The organism is Mesorhizobium loti R88b, assembly GCF_013170845.1.
In the GTDB taxonomy this organism is placed as follows: domain Bacteria; phylum Pseudomonadota; class Alphaproteobacteria; order Rhizobiales; family Rhizobiaceae; genus Mesorhizobium; species Mesorhizobium loti_B.
The window spans coordinates 45,143-63,912 of record NZ_CP033367.1; the positions used below are offsets into that span (position 1 = coordinate 45,143).

The window sequence follows — 18,770 nt, forward strand, 5'->3', positions numbered from 1 at the left end:
TTTCAGGCAGCGCAGACTTCGCGGATCGAGCTTTCCAGGATGTCGAGCGCTTCGTTCATGATCTCGTCCTGGATGGTGATCGGCGCCAGGAAACGGATGACGTTGCCGTAGACGCCGCAGGTCAGCAGGATCAGGCCCTTGTCGAGCGCCTTCAGCCGGATCGCATTGGCGATTTCGGCCGATGGCAGGCCTTTCTTCACATCGTTGAACTCGACAGCGTTCATGAAGCCGAGGCCCCTGATGTCGACGATCTCGGGCACGTCGTCGCGGATCGATTGCAGGCGCTGCTTCAGCCGCGCGCCCAGCGTGTTGGCGCGGTCGCACAGCTTTTCGTCCTCGATCACATCGAGCACCGCATGTGCCGCGGCGACGCCGATCGGGCTGCCGCCATAGGTGCCGCCGAGCCCGCCGGGGCCGGGCGCATCCATGATCTCGGCGCGGCCGGTGACCGCCGCCAGCGGGAAGCCGCCGGCCAGGCTCTTGGCCATGGTGGTGATGTCGGCCGCGACTTCATGGTGATCCATGGCAAACATCTTGCCGGTGCGGGCAAAGCCGGTCTGCACCTCGTCGGCGATCAGCAGCATACCGTGCTGGTCGCACAGCTTGCGCAGTGCAACCAGGAAATCGCGTGGCGCGTCGTAGAAGCCGCCCTCGCCCTGGACAGGCTCGATGATGATGGCGGCGACGCGGGCCGGATCGACGTCGGCCTTGAACAGGCGGTCGAGCGCGGCAAGCGAATCGGCTGTAGAAACACCGTGCAGCGGCACCGGGAACGGCGCGTGGTAGACGTCGCCCGGCATGGCGCCGAAGCCGACCTTGTAGGGCACGACCTTGCCGGTCAGCGCCATGCCCATGAAGGTGCGGCCGTGGAAGCCGCCGGCGAAGGCAATGACGGCCTGACGACCAGTGGCGTTGCGGGCGATCTTGATGGCGTTCTCGACCGCCTCGGCGCCGGTCGTAACGAAGATCGTCTTCTTCTCGAACTTGCCGGGCAGCATGGCGTTCAGCCGTTCGGCCAGCCTGACATAGCTCTCATAAGGCACGACCTGATGGCAGGTGTGGGTGAAGCGGTCGAGCTGCGCCTTGACCGCCTCGATCACCCTGGGATGGCGGTGGCCGGTGTTGACGACGGCGATGCCCGAGGAGAAGTCGATGTAGCGGCGGCCTTCGACATCCCAGATTTCCGAGTTTTCAGCCCGGTCAGCATAGATCTGCGTGGTCATGCCGACGCCGCGCGAGATCGACTGGTTCTTGCGTTCGGAAATGGCTGAATTCTTCATGATATCCCTCATCGGGCCGGCGCCCGTTCTTGTTTGCTCGGTGTCTTCTGGCCTTATTTCACATTTTCCTCAAGTCGGCACCACCGGCAGGCGATTGGGCCTGATCCTGGTTCCCCCTTAACCAGTCGTCCGATACGCGTACGAGACCGGTTCCCTTTTTCCCGGGATCGATTATCCTCCAGATATCAGCGAGGCCTCGCGATCAGCGAGCCGCCCGCGGCTGGGGGAGCCCATGAGCAGGAACGTGACATCGTCCGTCTCGCCGCCATCGGTCAAAACCTCCAGCCTTTTGTCTTTTCCAGCCGCTTCGGCGCTTTTCGTCTGCACAGCCGCAGTGCTGCTGGCAGGCTGCCAGAAGCAGGAGGCAGCGGAAAAGAAACTGCCGGTCATGGTGCGCACCGAAACGGTGGCTTTGGCCGACTATGCGCCGAGAACCTCGCTGACCGGCGTGATTGCGGCGCGCACGCTGAACAATCTGTCGTTCCGGGTCGGCGGCCGGGTCGCCGAGCGGCTTGTCGATGTCGGCCAGCATATCGACAAGGGCGCCGTGCTCGCCCGCATCGATCCGCAGGAGCAGCAATCCGATCTGCGCTCGGCGCAGGCCGATCTTGACGCAGCACAGGCGCAGCTGACCCAGTCGGCCGCCGCCTTCGAGCGGCAGAAGACGCTGCTTGCCCAGGGCTTCACCACCAGGCGCGACTACGACGCCGCCGATCAGGCGCTGAAGGTGGCGCAAGGCAGCGTCGATGCCGCCCAGAGCGCGTTCGCCAATGCCCAGCAGAACCTGTCCTTCACCGAGCTCAAGGCAGGTGCCGCCGGCGTCATTACCGCCCGTCAGGTCGAAACCGGCCAGGTGGTGCAAGCCGCGCAAACCGTCTTCACCGTCGCCGAGGACGGCGACCGCGACGCGGTGTTCAACGTGCAGGAGACGCTGGTCGCCAGGACGCCGGCCTCGCCTGCGGTGACGATCACGCTGTTGTCTGACCCGCAAATCAGGGCGACCGGCAAGGTGCGCGAAATCTCGCCGGCGGTTGACCCGGCTTCGGGCTCTGTCCGGGTCAAGGTCGCCATTGCCGACACGCCCGCCGGCATGCCGCTGGGAGCCGCCGTCATCGGGTCGGTCAGCGCCAAGCCGGCGAAAGCTGTGCTGCTCCCCTGGCAGGCACTGACCTCAAGCGCGGGCAAACCGGCGGTTTGGGTCGTCGATCCCTCGACCAAGGCGGTCGCGACGGCGCCGGTCGAGGTGCTGGCGTTCGATTCGGGCACGGTCGTCATCGCGGGCGGACTGAACGAAGGCCAGAGCGTCGTTACCGCAGGCGGGCAGTTGCTCAGTCCTGGACAGACAGTCGAGATATCGGGAGCGGGCCAATGAGAAGGCTGCCGCGGATCCTGCTTCTGTTCGCGCTTGGCGCGCTCGCTAGCTGCTCGAAATCGGATGAAAAGCCGCCGGAGATCATCCGGCCGGTGCTGTCGGTCGTGGTCGAGCCACAGACCTCGCAGACCTTCGGCTTTGCCGGCTCGGTCGAGCCGCAGGTCAGCGCCGACCTCGCCTTCCGCCTGCTTGGCCGGGTCGTGTCGCGCGATGTCAATGTCGGCGACATCGTCAGCAAGGGCACGACGATCGCCGCGCTCGACCCGACCGCGCTGGAACTGGCCGTCCAGGCGGCCAAGGCCGAGCTTTCCAATGCCGAGGCACAGTTTGCCAACGCCGCCGCGAGCGAAGAGCGCCAGCGCCAGCTGCTCGCCTCGGCCAACACCTCGCAGGCCGTCTTCGATGCCGCGCAGCAGGCAAGGAAAGCGGCCGAGGCCGGCGTCGAGCGGGCCAAGGCTTCGCTTGCCAAGTCGCAGGAACAGCTTGGCTATGCCCGGCTGTTCTCGGATTTCGACGGCGTCGTCACCGCCGTCGGCGCCGAGGTCGGGCAAACCGTCTCGGCCGGCCAGACGGTCGTCACCGTGGCTCGCTCGGATCTGCGCGAGGCGGTGGTCGACATTCCCGACCAGTTGGTCGGTGACCTCACGACCGGCACGCCATTCCAGGTCATCCTGCAATCGCTGCCGACGATCCAGACCGAGGCCAAGCTGCGCGAGATCGCGCCCCAGTCCGAAGGCTCGACCCGCACGCGGCGCGTCAAGCTGACGCTCACCAATCCGCCGCAAGCCTTCCGGCTCGGCTCGACGGTGACGGCGACCCGCGTGGCCAAGGTTATGCCGACGATCGAATTGCCCATGTCGGCACTGCTTGAAAAGGACGGCGTCGACAAGGTGTGGATCGTCGATCCACAAACGTCGAGCGTGAGCGTGAAAGAGATCAAGGTGGCCGCCAAGGGTGCCGCCACCTTCACTGTCGCCGAGGGGCTGGAGGCCGGCATGCGCGTCGTCACGGCGGGCGTCCACAGCCTGAGCGAAGGCCAGAAAGTCAAAGTGCCAGAGGGCGGCGTCTGATGAAGGGCTTCAATCTCTCAGACTGGGCGCTCAGCCACCGCTCCATGGTCTGGTATTTCATGCTGGTCTTCGTCGTCGCCGGCGTGTTCTCCTACCTCAATCTCGGCCGTGAGGAAGACCCCAACTTCACCATCAAGACAATGATCATCCAGGCCAACTGGCCGGGCGCGTCGGTCAAGGAGACCCTGCAGCAGGTCACCGACCGCATCGAGAAGAAGCTCGAGGAGCTCGACAGTCTCGACTTCACAAGATCCGTCACCACCGCCGGCCAGACCGTCATCTTCGTCAACCTGAAGGACACCACCAAGGCGCGCGATGTCGTGCCGAACTGGATTCAGGTGCGCAACATGGTGGAAGACATCAAGGCGCAGTTTCCGCAAGGCGTGCAGGGACCGTTCTTCAATGACCGCTTCGGCGATGTCTACGGCAATATCCACGCCTTCACATCGGACGGGCTGACACCGCGCCAATTGCGCGACTATGTCGAGGATGCCCGCACCAAGATCCTGACCGTGCCGAATGCCGGCAAGGTCGATCTGGTCGGCGCGCAGGACGAGGCGATCTATCTCGAATTCTCGACCCGTCAGATCGCCGCCCTTGGCCTTAACCAGCAAGCGATCGTGGCAAGCCTGCAGGCGCAGAACGCCATCACGCCGTCCGGTGTCGTCCAGTCCGGACCGGAGCGCATCAGCGTGCGCGTCGGCGGCCAGTTCACCTCCGAAGACAGCCTGCGGGCCATCAATCTGCGCGTCAACGACCGCTTCTTCCGGCTGAGCGACGTGGCGACGATCACGCGCGGCTATGCCGATCCGCCGACGGCGCTGTTCCGCTTCAATGGCCAGGACGCCATCGCGCTCGCCATCGGCATGAAGCCAAATGCCAATCTGCTCGAATTCGGCGAGGCGCTGCACAAGGAAATGAACAAGGTGCTGGCCGACCTGCCGGTCGGCGTCGGCGTGCATCTGGTCGCCGACCAGCCTGTTATCGTCGAGGAGGCGGTTTCGGGCTTCACCCGGGCGCTGGCCGAGGCGGTCGCCATCGTGCTCGCGGTGTCGTTCATCAGCCTTGGCATGCGGGCCGGCTTTGTCGTCGCGTTGTCGATCCCGCTGGTTCTGGCCATCACTTTTACCGTCATGGAGTATCTCGGCATATCGCTGCAGCGCATTTCGCTGGGCGCGCTGATCATCGCGCTCGGGCTGCTGGTCGACGACGCGATGATCGCTGTGGAGATGATGGTGGCGCGGCTGGAGGTCGGCGACAATCTGCGCAAGGCGGCGACCTATGTCTACACCTCGACCGCCTTCCCGATGCTGACCGGCACGCTGGTGACGGTGGCCGGCTTCATCCCGATCGGCCTCAACTCGAGTGCTGCCGGCGAATACACCTTCACCCTGTTCGTCGTCATCGCCGTGTCGTTGCTGGTGTCATGGATCGTGGCGGTGCTGTTTGCGCCGCTGCTTGGCGTCACCATCCTGCCCGCGACGATGAAGGCAAAGCATCACGACCAGCCCGGCCGCCTCACCGCGCTGTTCCGGCGCGTGCTTGTCGGCTCGGTGCGCCATCACTGGCTGACCATCATCGTCACGGTCTTGTTGTTTGCCGGCTCGATCGCCGGTTTCGGCCTCGTGCAACAGCAGTTCTTTCCGCCGTCGGACCGGCCGGAGCTGATCGTCGACTGGAACCTGCCGCAGAATTCCTCGATCGCCGAGACGCGCGATCAGATGGAGCGGTTCGAGCAGCGGGCGCTGGTCGGCAATCCTGACATCGACCATTTCTCGTCCTATATCGGGCAGGGCGCGGTGCGCTTCGTGCTCGCCTATGATGTGCAACCCGCCAACCCCTATTTCGGCCAGACGGTCATCGTCACCAAGAGCATCGAGGCCCGCAACCGGGTGAAGCCGGCTTTGGAAAAACTGCTTCGCGCGGAGTTCGTCGGCACCGACGCTTTCGTCAAGCCGCTGGAGCTTGGCCCGCCGGTCGGTCGCCCGGTGCAGTACCGTGTCGGCGGTCCCGACATCCAGAAGGTGCGCGAACTGGCGCAGCAATTCGCCGGCCTCATCGCCACCAATCCGAAGCTAGCCGCGCCGACCTTCGACTGGAACGAGCCGCAGCGTGTGCTGAGGGTCGAGGTGCTGCAGGACAAGGCACGCCAGCTCGGCATCACCTCATCCGATATCGCCAGCGCGCTGAACAGTACGGTCGGCGGCGCCACCATCACCCAGGTGCGCGACGCCACCTATCTGATCAATGTCGTGGCGCGCTCGCGCGATGCCGAACGCGGCTCGATCGGGACGTTGCAGAACATGCAGTTGCCGACCAGCACCGGCGAGGCCATTCCGCTCGCGGCGGTCGCCAACTTCCGCTACGATCTGGAGCAACCGACGGTGTGGCGGCGTGACCGCATTCCGACGATCACCGTGCGCGCAGGCTTGGTCGGCGACGTGCTTCCAGCCACCGTCGTCAACGAGTTGAAGCCGTCGGTCGAGGCTTTCATCGCCAAGCTGCCGCCGGGCTATTCGATCGAAACCGCCGGCTCGGTCGAGGAAAGCGGCAAAAGCCAGGGGCCGATCGCCGCCGTGGTGCCGTTGATGCTGTTCGTTATGGCGACCATCCTGATGATCCAGCTGCAAAGCTTCCAGCGCCTGTTCCTGGTGGTTGCGGTGGCGCCGCTCGGGCTGATCGGCGTGGTGGCGGCGCTGGTGCCGAGTGGCGCGCCGCTCGGCTTCGTCGCCATCCTCGGCGTGCTGGCGCTGATCGGTATCCTGATCCGCAACTCGGTCATCCTGATCGTGCAGATCGAGGACCTTGTCCGGGAGGGCAAGGACCGGTGGGCGGCTGTCATCGAGGCAACCGAACACCGCATGCGGCCGATCGCGCTGACAGCGGCAGCCGCCAGCCTGGCGCTGATCCCGATCGCACGCGAAGTGTTCTGGGGGCCAATGGCCTATGCCATGATGGGCGGCATCATCGCCGGCACGGCGATCACGCTGCTGTTCCTGCCGGCGCTTTATGTGACGTGGTTCCGGATCAAGGAGCCGAAAGGTCGAGACGAGTCCCCGGTTTCGGAGGCAAGCGAACCCGCACCAGCTCAGACTTAAAGCTTTGCTGGATCACTCGTTGTCGTTGGAGGGTTGAGGACGTGATTTGGCGCGCTGCCACGGCGATGATTTTGAGCCGCGCCAGGCGCACCAGCCTTCGGGCAAGTCGGCCAGAGCCAGAATGCTTTCATCGCGCCGCACAACGTTTTGCAAGCTGACGATCATTATGTCGCCATCGTCAACAGGTCCAGTTTCGCTGTTGTGAAATTGCCAGCTGCCGTCGTCATCGTCATGCGAGACGTAGGCGATCCAATCGCCTCGCGTAACTATGCCCCGATCCACAAACACCGCGACATTGGGCGGATCTGCGAACTTCCATTTCTCCATGGGAATTCCCCAAGATGCTTCTGCGCTCAGGAAACAAACTCAAGCGGTTCTTACAAAACCGTCGCTGGCCCTTAGCAGATTACGCGTATAATCCTTCGTGACTCGGCGCTCGACAAGATCGTTCGCCGTCAGATCCTCCACCGCCTCGCCGTTCTGCATCACCATCAGCCGTTCGCACATATGGGTGATGATGGCGAGGTCGTGGCTGACCATCAGGAAGGTCAGCTTGCGCCGCCGGCGAACCTCTTCAAGCAGATTGAGCACTTCCGCCTGCACCGAGGCATCGAGCGCCGAGGTCGGCTCGTCGAGCAGCAGGATCGAGGGTTCGAGGATCAGCGCGCGCGCGATCGCCACGCGCTGGCGCTGGCCACCCGACAATTGATGCGAGTAGCGGAAGCGGAAACCGTTGCCGAGACCAACCTCGTCGAGCGCCTGCTGGATGCGTTTTTCGCCATCGGCAAAGCCATGGATGGCAAGCGGCTCCTGCAGCAGGCGGTCGACGGTCTGGCGCGGGTGCAGCGAGCCATACGGGTCCTGGAAGACCATCTGCACTTCGCGGTAAAAGGCCTTGTCGCGGCGCGCGCCAAGCTTCTTGCCATTGACGGCGATGCTGCCCGAGGCGACCGGCGCGAGGCCGGCGATGGCCCTGAGCAGCGTCGATTTTCCGGAGCCGGATTCGCCGACAAGGCCGAAGGATTCACCCGGCTGCACATCGAGACTGACACCCTTCAGCGCGCGAAAGCGGTCGAAGACCACCTCCAGCCTGTCGACGGCGATCGCTGACGTCATGCCGCCCACTCCGGCTTGCGGTCGAGCACCGGCAGCGGATGACGGTCGGCGCCGATCTTGGGCATGCAGTTGAGCAGGCCGCGCGTGTAGGGATGCTGGGCGTTGCCCAGCTCCGACGCCTTGAGCTGCTCGACCACCTTGCCGGCATACATGACGATGACGCGGTCGCAGAAGGACGAGACCAGGCGCAGATCATGCGAGATGAAGATCAACCCCATGCCGCGCTCGCTGACCAATTTGTCGAGGATTCCCAGAACGTCGAGCTGGACCGTGACGTCGAGCGCCGAGGTCGGCTCGTCGGCAATCATCATTTCCGGTCCGGCAATCAACATCATGGCGATCATGGCGCGTTGGCCCATGCCGCCGGACACTTCGTGCGGATGCAGGTCGAAGACACGTTTGGGGTCACGGATTTGCACCGCCTCCAGCATAGCCAGTGCGCGCTCGCGCGCCTCGGCCTTGGAGACCTTCTCATGGGTGCGCAGCGTCTCGACGATCTGACGGCCGATGCTCATCACCGGGTCGAGCGAATATTTCGGATCCTGCAGGATCATGGCGATGCGGTTGCCTCGCAGCGCCCGGCGTTCGCGCGGCGAGATGCCGAGCAGGTCGATACCATCGAAGGCCAGTTTGTTGGCCGATATCCTGGCCTGAGGCGGCGTCACGCCCATGATGGCGCGGCCGGTCTGCGATTTGCCCGAGCCCGACTCGCCGACAATGCCGAGCCGTTCGCGGCCGAGCGAAAAGGAGACGCCGCGCACCGCCTCGATCACCCCGGTACGGGTCGGGAAGGTGACACGCAGATCGTCGACTTCGAGAAGCGTCTTCGTCTCCCGGCTCATTGGTCACCACTGCGAGGATCAAGGGCATCGCGCAGGCCGTCGCCAAGCAGATTGAAGCCGAGGCTGACGATGAGGATGGCAAAGCCCGGCGCGCCGGCCACCCACCATTGGTCGAGCACGAAGCGGCGGCCCGACGCGATCATGGTGCCCCATTCGGGCAGAGGAGGCTGCGCGCCGAGGCCGAGGAAGCCGAGGCCGGCGGCGGTCAAGATGATGCCGGCCATGTCGAGCGTCACCCTGACGATCAGCGAGGAGATACAGAGCGGCATGATGTGACGCAGCACGATGCGGAAGGGCGAAGCGCCCATCAATTGCACCGCCTTGATGTAATCGGAATTGCGCACGGTCAGCGTTTCCGCGCGCGCAATTCGCGCGTAAGGCGGCCAGGAGGTGATGGCGATGGCCAGCACCGCATTCTCGATGCCGGGGCCAAGGGCGGCGACGAAAGCCAGCGCCAGAATCAGCTTGGGGAAGGCAAGCACGATGTCGGTGATGCGCATCAGTATGGCGTCGGTCCAGCCGCCGGCATAGCCGGCGACGGTGCCGACCAGAAGACCGATGGGTGCGGCGATGATGGCAACCAGAATGACGACATAAAGCGTCCAGCGCGAGCCGTAGAGGATGCGCGACAGGATATCGCGGCCGAGGTCGTCGGTGCCGAACCAGTGTTCGGCGCTGGGCGCCAGCAGCCGTGAATTCTTGAGATCGCCGAATGTCGGCGAGTAAGGCGCCAGCACACCAGCAAGGGCGGCGATGACCAGCAGGGAGATGATGATCAACAGGCCGACAAAGGCCAGCCGATTGGCGGAGAAGCGCCGCCACGCGACGTAGGCGCGGCCGAGCCTTGCCTGCATGCGCGAGGCCGGGCGCTCGCTGAGCAACCAGTCGCGACGGCTCTGGATCGCCTCGGCGCTCATGCGGATTTCGTCCTTGGATCGAGCACGCGGTAAAGCAGATCGGACAGGAGATTGATGCCGATGAACACCGAGCCGATGATGATGGTGCCGCCGAGCACGGCGTTCATGTCGGCGTTCTGCAGCGAATTGGTGATGTAGAGGCCGATGCCCGGCCAGGAGAAGACGACCTCGGTCAGCACCGAGCCCTCCAGCAGATTGGCGTAGGACAGCGCGATCACCGTGACCATTGGCACGGCGGCGTTGCGCAGCGCGTGGCCCCAGATGATGCGGGTTTCCGACAAGCCCTTGGCGCGCGCGGCGACGATGTATTCCTGCGCCAGTTCATTCAACATGAACGAGCGGGTCATGCGGCTGATGTAAGCCAGCGAGAAATAGCCGAGCAGGCCTGCCGGCAAAATGATGTGGCGAAAGGCATCGTAAAAGACATCCCACTGGCGCTGCCACAGCGCATCGAGAAGATAAAAGCCGGTGATCGGTGTGAACGTGTATTCGTAGACGACGTCGAGGCGGCCGGGAAACGCCACCCATTGCAGCTTGGCGTAGAACAGGACGAGCCCCAAAAGCCCGATCCAGAAGATCGGCACGGAATAGCCGATCAGGCCGACAATGCGCACGATCTGGTCGATAACGCTGCCGCGTTTTACGGCTGCCAGCACACCGAGCGGCACGCCGAGCACCGAACCGATCAGCGTTCCCAGCGTCGCCAGTTCGATGGTCGCGGGGAAGGCGCGGCGGATGTCGGTCATGACCGGATTGGTGGTCAGCACCGACGTGCCGAAATCGCCGCTCAGGGCATTCTTCACATAGATGTAGAACTGCTCGACCAGCGGCAGGTCGAGACCCATCTCGCGGCGCGTGCGTTCGACGACATTGAGAGGCGCGCGATCACCGAGCACCGCCAGCACCGGATCGATCGGGATGACACGGCCAATGAAGAAGGTGACCGCGAGCAGACCAAGATAGGTCGTGACCGCGATGACCAGGAAGCGGCCTATCGCCGATGCAAGGGCGACGGCGCGGGCGCCGCCGCGCCCGCTCTCGTTTTCAACCGCGCTCATGCGGCGCGTCCGACCGCATTATTCCTTGGAGACCGACCCGACGAAATTGGTGTCGAAGCTCGGGCCGAGCACGAGGCCCTTGAGGTTCTTGCGCAGACCAACCACTTCCAGTTGCTGGTGAATGATGACGAAGGGGCTGGTGTCGAGGATCTTCTTCTGCAGATCCTTGTACATGTCGGCGCGTTTGCCAGAATCCTTCTCCAGCAGGGCCGCTTCCGTTTCCTTGGTCAGGTCCGGAATGTCCCAGCTGTTGCGCCAGGCGAGCGTGTGCGACTTGCCGGCATCCGAATTATCGGGGTTCGATGCAAAGGTCTGGGCATTGGAATTCGGATCGAAATAATCCTGGCCCCAATTGCCGATGTAGATGTCGTGATTGCGGGCGCGGTATTTGGTCAGCGTCTGCTTGCCGTCGCCAGGAATGATCTCCAGCTTGATGCCGGCCTGTCCAAGCGTCTGCTGGATCGATTCCGCCATACCTGTCGTCGGCTGTCCGGTGCGTACGTCCATGGTGACGCTGAAACCGTCGGGCAGGCCGGCCTTGGCCAGCAGTTCCTTGGCCTTGGCGACGTCGAGCTTGAACGGGTTGTCGTCCACGGTGCCGAGGTCGCCCTTGGGCAGGAAGGACTGGTGGATTTCACCGATGCCCTTGAGGATGGTCGTGCTCAGCGCATCGTAGTCGACCAGATATTTGAAGGCCTGGCGCACCTCGGGCTTGGCGAGGTTCGGATTCTTCTGGTTGAGGCTGATGTAATAAACCGTACCCTTTGGCGCGCTGGTGGTGGTGAGGTCGGCGTTCTTGGCAATGGCGTCGAGATCGTTCGGCTCGAGGTTGCGGGCAACGTCGATGTCGCCGGCTTCGAGCGCCAAGCGCTGACCCGAGCTTTCCTTCATGTTGCGGTAGATGACGCGGGCGAGCTTGGCCTTCTCGCCGTAATAATTGTCGTTGCGCTCCATGACCACGGCTTCGTTGGCGCGCCATTCGCGCAGCTTGTAGACGCCGGAGCCGGCATAGCCGGTCTTCAGCCAGGCATTGCCGAAATCATTGTCCCATTTGTAGTCGGCGCTCGGCGTCACCGCCGCGACATGTTCCTTGACCAGCTTGGCGTCGACCACCGAGGCGACCGTTGCCGAGAGGCAGTTCAGCACGAAGCTCGGCGCATAGGCCTTGTCGACGGTGAACTGGAAGGTAGCGTCGTCGACGGCCTTCGCCTTTTCGGTGACGTTGTCGCCGCTGATGCCGAATTGACCGATGATGAAGGCCGGGCTCTTATCCAGCTTGACGGCGCGCTCGAACGAATAGGCGACATCGGCTGCGGTGATCGGGTTGCCCGAGGCGAATTTGAGGCCCGGCTTGAGCTTGAATGTATAGGTCAGGCCATCGTCGGAGACGGTCCAGCTTGCCGCGAGATCGGGCTTGACCTTGGAGGTGTCGCTGAGGTCGAGACGGACGAGCAGATCGTAGGTGTTGCCGGTGACTTCGGCGGTCGACAGCTCGAACGCCTCGCCCGGATCCATGGAAATGATGTCGTCGATCGCGAAGCCTTCGACCAGCGTGTCGGCGGGGGTGACCGCGCCAGCCGGCGCTCCGGCCAGAAGCAGCGCGGACATGGCGGCACCCGCAAGCAGGATGCGGGAGCGTAGAGCAAACTTTTCCATCATCATGGTGATTGTTCCCTGTTTTGTTGTTTGTTGACCTGAGTTCCCGGCTCAGGATTGTAGAACTCTTTTCGGGGCTTAAGGACGGCCCTCCGACCCCTTACCGTTGCGGTTTTTGTCCAGTTGGTCAACACCATATCCGGCAGCCTCATGGCCGGCAACGAGCATTTATGCGACGGCTCATTGGGCCAGAAAGACGGGCGGCGTGTCGACGCATAGGCCAGCCAATCGGCGCAACCGAACGAGAAAAATCTACCAATTTTGGCGCTATTTCAGCGCGGCAACCAGGCTGGCATCGGGAAAACAGGTCGCGGCCTGGCCATTCTTGGCTTGCCATTTGCCGATCGAGCGGCGGGTCTTAAAGCCGGGCAGGCCGTCGGCGCTGCCGACATCATAGCCCTTGGCTTCCAGCGCCCGTTGCAGCGCGGCAATGTCGGAACGATGGAGATCGCCGACCGGGCCCCAGCTGCCGGAAAAATTCTGATCGCCATGCGCAATGCGGTCTGCGCCATGACCGATGAAAAGCGCGTAGAGGTCGCTGGTGTTGTATTCCTTCAGCACGTAGAAATTGGGGGTGGCGATGAACGCCGGACCGCTGCGACCGGCCGGCATCAAAAGGAAGCCTTCCGCCTTCAGCTCGCTCGCCGGAAACGGCTTGCCGCCGACACGCTTGATGCCCATGTCGGCCCATTGCGAGATCTTCTTACCCTGGTCGGGGCCCTCCAGCGAACAGGAGACGCTCGCGGGCACGGTCACCTCGAACCCCCAGCCTCGTCCCCGCACCCAGCCATAGTGGACGAGATAATTGGCGATCGAGGCCAGCACGTCAGGCGTCGAGTTCCAGATGTCGACGCGTCCATCGCCGTCGAAATCAACGGCATGCTTGAGGAAGGAGGTCGGCATGAATTGCGGCTGGCCCAGCGCACCGGCCCAGGACGATTTCATGGCACCAACCGGGGCCAATCCGCGCTCGACGATCTCCAGCGCCGCAAGCAGTTCGGTGCGGAAGAAATCCTTCTTGGTCGACATGAACGCCTTGGTGCCCAGCACCTCGAAGGCGTCATAGGGCATTTTCGCGGCGCCGAAACCGGTCTCGCGACCCCAGATCGCCAGAACGATCTCGCCTGGCACGCCATAGCGTTTTTCGATAGCCGCAAGCGTCTTGGCATTGGTGGCTTCACGCGCGCGGCCGCCTGCCGTCACCGCACCAACCGTCTTTTCGGCGAAATAGGCGCCGGGCGAGCCGAACTCGGCCTGATGCTGCTTCTGCGGCGTCTTCGGCTTCTCGCCGGGCATGACGAGGTCGGGCAGCTTCAGGTTGGGTTTTATGCCGTCGAAGGCGGCATCGAAGGTTTTTTTGGAAATACCCTTCGCCTTGGCCTCGGGCCAGAGGTCGTTCTGCAGCCAGGCGCGGAACTGGTCGTCGATCTTGGCGGCGGAGGCGGGGGCCGCGAGCAGGACGCCGAGAAGCGTAGCGACAAGGGCGAAGGTGATTGTGCGAAGGAATGCAGTCATTTCAGCAAACATCCCCGCCAATTGCGTCAAAACGCCGTCCGCGAACGCAGCGCCGCGGCCAGCGTGCCCTCGTCGAGATAGTCGAGTTCACCGCCGACCGGCACGCCATGCGCCAGCCTTGTCACCTTGATGTCGAAGCCGGACAGCTGGTCGGTGAGGTAGTGCGCGGTGGTCTGGCCCTCGACGGTGGCGTTGACGGCAAGGATGATTTCCTTCACCTCGCCGCCGGCGACGCGGTCGATCAGCGAGCGGATGTTAAGCTGGTCGGGGCCGATGCCGTCGAGCGGCGACAGCGTGCCGCCGAGCACGTGATAGCGCACGTTCATCGCTGCTGCCCGCTCCAAAGCCCAGAGATCGGCTACGTCCTCGACGACGATGAGGGTTGTGGCATCACGGCGCGGGTCGGTGCAGATCATGCAAGGATCCGACGTATCGACATTGCCGCAGGTCGTGCAGATGCGAACCTTGTCGGCGGCCTCGCCCATGGCGGCGGCGAGCGGCGACAGAAGCTGCTCCTTCTTCTTGATCAGATGCAGTGCGGCGCGCCTGGCCGAACGGGGGCCAAGTCCCGGCACCTTGGCCAGGAGTTGGATGAGGCGTTCGATCTCTGGACCCGCGATTCGCTTCGACATCGCTCTGATCTAGGATTTTTCAGAGCGCTTTGAAACATCCCAGTCCGCGCATCTGTCCAGGATGCTGCCACGCGCAGCGTGGCGATGCGGATCAGTTGGCTTCGAGCGGCCGGCCCTGGCTGACGATCATCGCACCGATGGCGTCGGTGTTCTCAGGTGTCGACTGGAATCCCATCGATGCCTCTTGTGGCTCGCCCTGAACCGAACTGATGACGCGGGTGTTCACGGTTCCGCCAAAGCGGGCGGCATCCGGTTCTTCCATCGGCTCCTGCATGGCGACTTCAACGGACTTGGCCGAGACACGCCCGGACTTTGCCGCCGGCGCTGCCGCCGCTGTCATGTAGGTCTGCTTGGCTGGGGCAGTGGCCATCTTGAACGGACGTGCCGGTTCCGCTGCAGCGGTCATATAGGCCTGTTGTGCCGGGGCGGTGCGAACGGTGGTCTTGGCCGGACGAACCGGCTCAGCCGAAGCAACCATCGTCACCGGCGCGGCTGGCCTCTCCGGTTCATACGAGGCAACCATCGGCTCATCGGGCAGCGGCTGCCAGTTGCGGCCGCGCTTCTCGTAGAACGCATTGCCGCCGGCAACCATGGTGTAGTGCATGTTCTTGTAGGGGAAGCGCAGGCCGGCGGTGTGGAAATACATCGTGTTCTTGAGCTTGGCCTTGCGCTCGCCCTTGAGCACAGCGTCGGCTGCTTCCTCGACATCGGGCATTGCGCGTGAATTCATCGGCCTGGTCATGACGCCCGGCGCGAACTGACCGGGTTCGCCGACCACCTGGCAAATGGTGGTGCCGTGATTGCCGGACCGCAGGCGGTTCATCACCACCGTGCCGACGGCGATCATGCCGTCGCGGCTCGAGCGGTTGGACTCGAAGAACATCGCCCTTTCCAGACATTCCCTGTCCTTCGGCGTCTGACTGTAGGCGCGCGACGTCAGGAAACTCGGCGTGATGGCATCGGTCAGGCTGGCGACCGACATGCCGTGCGAAGTGGTCTGGCTGCAGGCAGCCAGAAACAGGGGAGACGTGATGACGCCGAGCAACAGCGGCGCCTTCCATCGCGTGACGATCAACAGGTTACCCTCTCACTTCGATACCCGCCCCCGGGCTGCGGCAAGAATGAGACACTTTCAGGCAAAATGATGGCTAAAACGTTATTAACAATGCACTGTTGCCGAAATGGCACAATTTCGTGGCTTTTCAGACAGATCGAGCCATCGTTTCACAAAGGCGATGACCGCTCTTTCGTGGTTTCGCCACAATTGCCAAGGGGAAAACCACTTCACGTTTTTCCGGGAATTGCTACCGCCCTGCCGCAATCGCGGCCGGCTGGCCTGGCTCCAGCTCCTCGACCTTCTCCGAAAACAGACCCCGCCTGAGGAACAGCGCCCGCGCGTCCCTGGCCGTCGGCGCGATCTTTGCCGGCCAGTCACTGTTGATGAATTCGGCCTTGGTGAAATCGGGATTTGTCTCGGAAGCCGCCTCGAGGAATTCGGCGATTTCCAGCACGCACGCTCGCTCCTCCTTCGAAAGCGCCGACGTTCCGGCCTCGATCGACGGGCGGTGCACGAAATCCTCGAACAGGTGGAAGTAGCCCTTGATGCCGACGAGATCGACGCCGGCGTCGCAATCGGCGAGGATTTCCAGGATCTCATAAATCCGGTTGCGGATACGCTGCTCGATCAGTCTTTCGGACGGCTCTTCGGTCATGGGCGCACCGCCGCTGGAGACTAGAATGGCAGTTTCATTCCCGGCGGGATCGGCAGGCCGGCTGTCAGCGCCTTGGTCTTTTCCTGCATGATCAGCTCGACCTTGGCCTTGGCGTCGTTGTGGGCAGCGAGAATCAGGTCCTCGAGGATCTCGACATCGTCCTCCTTGAACAGAGACGGGTCAATCTTCAGTGATTTCATCTCGAATTTTCCGGTCAGCGTCACGTTGACCAGACCGCCGCCGGCCTGGCCAGACGCCTCCAGCGTGGCGATTTCATCCTGCATGGCCTGGAACTTGGCCTGCATTTCCTTCGCCTTGCCCATCAGGCCGAGAAGATCTTTCATGGTCCGATCCTTGTCTTGGTTTTATCAGCTGTCGTCGTCATCGGCTGGCGGCTCGACCGGCACTTCGGCTTGGTCGGCATCCGCTTCCGGTGCGTCGGGAATGCGCACGTCGATGATCCTGGCGCCGGGGAAGCGCGCCAGAATGGCGGCAACAGTCGGATCGCTCTTGGCATCGAGGAAGGCGTTTTCGCGCTTGGTCGATTCCATTTCGGCCAGCGTCTGGCCACCCTCTTCCTTCGACAGCGACACCAGCCAGTTGCGGCCGGTCCAGGCGCGCAGTTTGGTCGTCAGCTCGTTGAGCAGCATCTTCGGCGCATCGGCGGTCAGGCCAACATCGATGCGGCCGGGCTCGATGCGCACAAGTCGGATGCAGCTCTTGATCAGCACCTTGAAAGCGATGTCACGCTTGGCGTCGGCAAGCGCGACAATGTCGGCCAGCGATTTCAAGGGTACCGGAGGCGCTTCCAATACAGGTTGCGGAGGGGCGACGAAAGCAGCCGGCGCTGGCGTGGCCTCGATCAGCCGCATGGTCTGCGCGCCGCCCGATCCGCCGGGCATGCGCGTCTGCGCCACCGCGCTGGTGCCATTGCCGGGGCCCGAGGGCGTTCCATTCGGGCGCGGCGCGCCATTTTGAACCGGTGTTGCCCCCTCAAGGGATCGCAACGCCTCGTCCAGCGTCGGCAGGTCGGCGGCGTGCGCCAGCCGGATCAGCACCATTTCGGCGGCACTGACGGGCCGATTGGAGGATTGCACCTCGGGAATGCCCTTGAGCAGCATCTGCCAGGTCCGCGACAGCACGCGGACCGACAGCGCCCTGGCGAAATCGGCGCCGCGCTCTCGCTCGTCCTGCGACAGCGAAGCGTCGTCCATGGCGGTCGGCACGAAACGCAGCCGGGTGACGAGATGGTTGAACTCGGCAAGATCGGTCAGCACCGCAGCCGGATCGGCGCCGGTATCGTATTGCGTACGGAATTCGGCGAGTGCGGCTGCCACATCGCCCTTCATCACATGTTCAAACAGATCGACGATGCGGGCGCGGTCAGCAAGGCCCAGCATGGCCCGCACCGCCTCGGCGCTGACGGAACCGGCGCCATGAGCGATCGCCTGGTCGAGGATGGAGAGCGAATCGCGAGCCGAGCCTTCCGCCGCGCGCGCGATCATCGCCAGCGCGTCGTCGTCGACCGAAATGCCTTCCTTGGCCGAAATCGAAGAGAGATGCGCGACCAGCGCGCCGGCATCGATGCGCCGCAAATCAAAACGCTGACAGCGCGACAGGACGGTGATCGGAACCTTGCGGATCTCGGTGGTGGCGAAGATGAATTTCACATGCGGCGGCGGCTCCTCAAGCGTCTTCAGCAGACCGTTGAAGGCCTGCGTGGACAGCATGTGCACTTCGTCGATGATGTAGACCTTGTAACGGGCCGAGACCGGCGCGTAGCGCACGCGCTCGATGATGTCCCTGATATCGTCGATGCCGGTGTGCGAGGCGGCGTCCATCTCAATGACGTCGACATGGCGGCCTTCCATGATCGCCTGGCAATGCTCGCCGAGCACGGCGAGATCGACCGAGGGCTGGTCAACGGTCGAGGTCTTGTAGTTCAACGCCCGGGCCAGGATGCGCGCGGTGGTGGTCTTGCCGACACCGCGCACGCCGGTCAGCATCCAGGCCTGCGCGATGCGGCCGGTGGCGAAGGCGTTGGTGAGGGTGCGCACCATCGGCTCCTGGCCGACCAGCTCGGAGAAATTCGACGGACGGTATTTGCGCGCCAGGACGCGGTAGGCAGCGACCTTTCCATTCTCCAAGCTTTTTGGCCCCGAATTTCCGGCTTCGCTCATTCGCCCGTTAAGCTCCAAAAGGCCGCGCCCAAAGGCGCCGATTCCTGCGCATAGTCTCGCCCGCGCTGCAATGCGTCGTCAATGTGGCGAGAAGGGCCGAAGAGGTGGGAGGCTGGAACAATGACCCGTTCCGGGCTCGTTAGGGCTGCTTCCTTCCGGACCTGACCCGGTTGGCGAGTGGATCGTCCACCACCAACCTCCCGCAGTCCATATCGGCAATTGCGCGATGAAATGCAAGTGCGCAGGCAAATTGGCGCCATCTCACGAGAGATTCGCTTGCAGCCCCGATGCAGCCGCTCTAGCGTTCATGGTTTGAGGAAAC

Annotated in this window: 16 protein-coding genes and 1 other RNA gene; 3 read left to right on the forward strand and 14 right to left on the reverse strand. The window is 63.4% G+C overall.

All coding sequences use genetic code 11. The features are described 5' to 3' along the window. Window positions 1–2: 2 nt before the first annotated feature. Window positions 3–1,280 (reverse strand): 4-aminobutyrate--2-oxoglutarate transaminase, encoded by a 1,278-nt coding sequence (locus tag EB235_RS00230; protein WP_027032961.1) that lies wholly within the window; start codon window positions 1,278–1,280, stop codon window positions 3–5. Between the two features lie 232 nt (window positions 1,281–1,512). On the opposite strand from EB235_RS00230, the gene EB235_RS00235 reads away from it, so the two are divergent. Genes EB235_RS00235 through EB235_RS00245 form a run of 3 tightly spaced genes read left to right on the forward strand, consistent with a single transcriptional unit; the run spans window position 1,513 to window position 6,820 of the window. Next, complete coding sequence (locus tag EB235_RS00235; RefSeq protein ID WP_027032960.1) at window positions 1,513–2,652, forward strand: efflux RND transporter periplasmic adaptor subunit; 1,140 nt, start codon at window positions 1,513–1,515, stop codon at window positions 2,650–2,652. Further along, the gene (locus EB235_RS00240) at window positions 2,649–3,722 is read left to right on the forward strand and encodes an efflux RND transporter periplasmic adaptor subunit (RefSeq protein WP_027032959.1); all 1,074 of its coding nucleotides are present in this window, start codon (window positions 2,649–2,651) and stop codon (window positions 3,720–3,722) included. Before EB235_RS00235 ends, EB235_RS00240 begins: the two co-directional genes overlap by 4 nt. After that, window positions 3,722–6,820, forward strand: a complete 3,099-nt coding sequence (locus EB235_RS00245) for an efflux RND transporter permease subunit (RefSeq protein ID WP_080680921.1) — start codon at window positions 3,722–3,724, stop codon at window positions 6,818–6,820. The genes EB235_RS00240 and EB235_RS00245 overlap by 1 nt, the downstream gene beginning before the upstream one ends. Before the next feature lie 12 nt (window positions 6,821–6,832). Here EB235_RS00245 and EB235_RS00250 read toward each other — a convergent pair whose 3' ends face one another. From EB235_RS00250 to ffs, 13 genes are all read right to left on the reverse strand, one after another. Continuing rightward, window positions 6,833–7,147, reverse strand: coding sequence for a hypothetical protein (locus EB235_RS00250; protein ID WP_032925865.1), 315 nt, complete (start codon window positions 7,145–7,147; stop codon window positions 6,833–6,835). Window positions 7,148–7,186: 39 nt separating this feature from the next. Next, window positions 7,187–7,936, reverse strand: a complete 750-nt coding sequence (locus tag EB235_RS00255; protein ID WP_027032956.1) for an ABC transporter ATP-binding protein — start codon at window positions 7,934–7,936, stop codon at window positions 7,187–7,189. After that, a complete protein-coding gene (locus EB235_RS00260) occupies window positions 7,933–8,778 on the reverse strand; it encodes an ABC transporter ATP-binding protein (RefSeq protein ID WP_027032955.1) in 846 nt (281 codons plus the stop codon). The genes EB235_RS00255 and EB235_RS00260 overlap by 4 nt, the downstream gene beginning before the upstream one ends. After that, the gene (gene nikC, locus EB235_RS00265) at window positions 8,775–9,695 is read right to left on the reverse strand and encodes a nickel transporter permease (protein ID WP_027032954.1); all 921 of its coding nucleotides are present in this window, start codon (window positions 9,693–9,695) and stop codon (window positions 8,775–8,777) included. Before nikC ends, EB235_RS00260 begins: the two co-directional genes overlap by 4 nt. After that, window positions 9,692–10,753: an ABC transporter permease gene (locus EB235_RS00270; protein WP_027032953.1), complete on the reverse strand. Its 1,062-nt coding sequence runs from the start codon at window positions 10,751–10,753 to the stop codon at window positions 9,692–9,694. Before EB235_RS00270 ends, nikC begins: the two co-directional genes overlap by 4 nt. Window positions 10,754–10,771: 18 nt before the next feature. Next, window positions 10,772–12,415 carry an ABC transporter substrate-binding protein gene (locus EB235_RS00275; RefSeq protein ID WP_032925862.1) on the reverse strand — a complete coding sequence of 548 codons (1,644 nt, stop codon included), beginning with the start codon at window positions 12,413–12,415 and terminating at the stop codon, window positions 10,772–10,774. A gap of 261 nt (window positions 12,416–12,676) precedes the next feature. Beyond that, a complete protein-coding gene (locus EB235_RS00280) occupies window positions 12,677–13,924 on the reverse strand; it encodes a lytic murein transglycosylase (protein WP_027032951.1) in 1,248 nt (415 codons plus the stop codon). A 26-nt stretch (window positions 13,925–13,950) separates the two neighbouring features. Then, entirely contained in the window at window positions 13,951–14,556 is a 606-nt protein-coding gene (recR, locus tag EB235_RS00285; protein WP_027032950.1) for a recombination mediator RecR, read from the reverse strand. A 91-nt stretch (window positions 14,557–14,647) separates the two neighbouring features. Then, the gene (locus EB235_RS00290; protein WP_027032949.1) at window positions 14,648–15,631 is read right to left on the reverse strand and encodes a cell wall hydrolase; all 984 of its coding nucleotides are present in this window, start codon (window positions 15,629–15,631) and stop codon (window positions 14,648–14,650) included. Window positions 15,632–15,860: 229 nt separating this feature from the next. After that, window positions 15,861–16,268, reverse strand: a complete 408-nt coding sequence (locus EB235_RS00295; RefSeq protein ID WP_027032948.1) for a hypothetical protein — start codon at window positions 16,266–16,268, stop codon at window positions 15,861–15,863. Between the two features lie 20 nt (window positions 16,269–16,288). Beyond that, entirely contained in the window at window positions 16,289–16,612 is a 324-nt protein-coding gene (locus tag EB235_RS00300; RefSeq protein WP_027032947.1) for a YbaB/EbfC family nucleoid-associated protein, read from the reverse strand. Window positions 16,613–16,636: 24 nt separating this feature from the next. Beyond that, window positions 16,637–18,448, reverse strand: a complete 1,812-nt coding sequence (locus EB235_RS00305) for a DNA polymerase III subunit gamma/tau (RefSeq protein WP_027032946.1) — start codon at window positions 18,446–18,448, stop codon at window positions 16,637–16,639. 104 nt (window positions 18,449–18,552) lie between these two features. Continuing rightward, window positions 18,553–18,649: signal recognition particle sRNA small type (gene ffs / locus EB235_RS00310), an RNA gene on the reverse strand. Between the last annotated feature and the right edge of the window lie 121 nt (window positions 18,650–18,770).

Bases quoted from the DNA above. Each gene is read 5' to 3' on its own strand.
- EB235_RS00305 (WP_027032946.1), bottom strand. From the start codon at position 18,448: ATGAGCGAAGCCGGAAATTCGGGGCCAAAAAGCTTGGAGAATGGAAAG.
- EB235_RS00235 (WP_027032960.1), top strand. From the start codon at position 1,513: ATGAGCAGGAACGTGACATCGTCCGTCTCGCCGCCATCGGTCAAAACC.
- EB235_RS00300 (WP_027032947.1), bottom strand. From the start codon at position 16,612: ATGAAAGATCTTCTCGGCCTGATGGGCAAGGCGAAGGAAATGCAGGCC.
- EB235_RS00270 (WP_027032953.1), bottom strand. From the start codon at position 10,753: ATGAGCGCGGTTGAAAACGAGAGCGGGCGCGGCGGCGCCCGCGCCGTC.
- EB235_RS00255 (WP_027032956.1), bottom strand. From the start codon at position 7,936: ATGACGTCAGCGATCGCCGTCGACAGGCTGGAGGTGGTCTTCGACCGC.
- EB235_RS00250 (WP_032925865.1), bottom strand. From the start codon at position 7,147: ATGGAGAAATGGAAGTTCGCAGATCCGCCCAATGTCGCGGTGTTTGTG.
- EB235_RS00295 (WP_027032948.1), bottom strand. From the start codon at position 16,268: ATGACCGAAGAGCCGTCCGAAAGACTGATCGAGCAGCGTATCCGCAAC.
- recR (WP_027032950.1), bottom strand. From the start codon at position 14,556: ATGTCGAAGCGAATCGCGGGTCCAGAGATCGAACGCCTCATCCAACTC.
- EB235_RS00275 (WP_032925862.1), bottom strand. From the start codon at position 12,415: ATGATGATGGAAAAGTTTGCTCTACGCTCCCGCATCCTGCTTGCGGGT.
- EB235_RS00230 (WP_027032961.1), bottom strand. From the start codon at position 1,280: ATGAAGAATTCAGCCATTTCCGAACGCAAGAACCAGTCGATCTCGCGC.
- EB235_RS00240 (WP_027032959.1), top strand. From the start codon at position 2,649: ATGAGAAGGCTGCCGCGGATCCTGCTTCTGTTCGCGCTTGGCGCGCTC.
- EB235_RS00245 (WP_080680921.1), top strand. From the start codon at position 3,722: ATGAAGGGCTTCAATCTCTCAGACTGGGCGCTCAGCCACCGCTCCATG.
- EB235_RS00280 (WP_027032951.1), bottom strand. From the start codon at position 13,924: ATGACTGCATTCCTTCGCACAATCACCTTCGCCCTTGTCGCTACGCTT.
- nikC (WP_027032954.1), bottom strand. From the start codon at position 9,695: ATGAGCGCCGAGGCGATCCAGAGCCGTCGCGACTGGTTGCTCAGCGAG.
- EB235_RS00260 (WP_027032955.1), bottom strand. From the start codon at position 8,778: ATGAGCCGGGAGACGAAGACGCTTCTCGAAGTCGACGATCTGCGTGTC.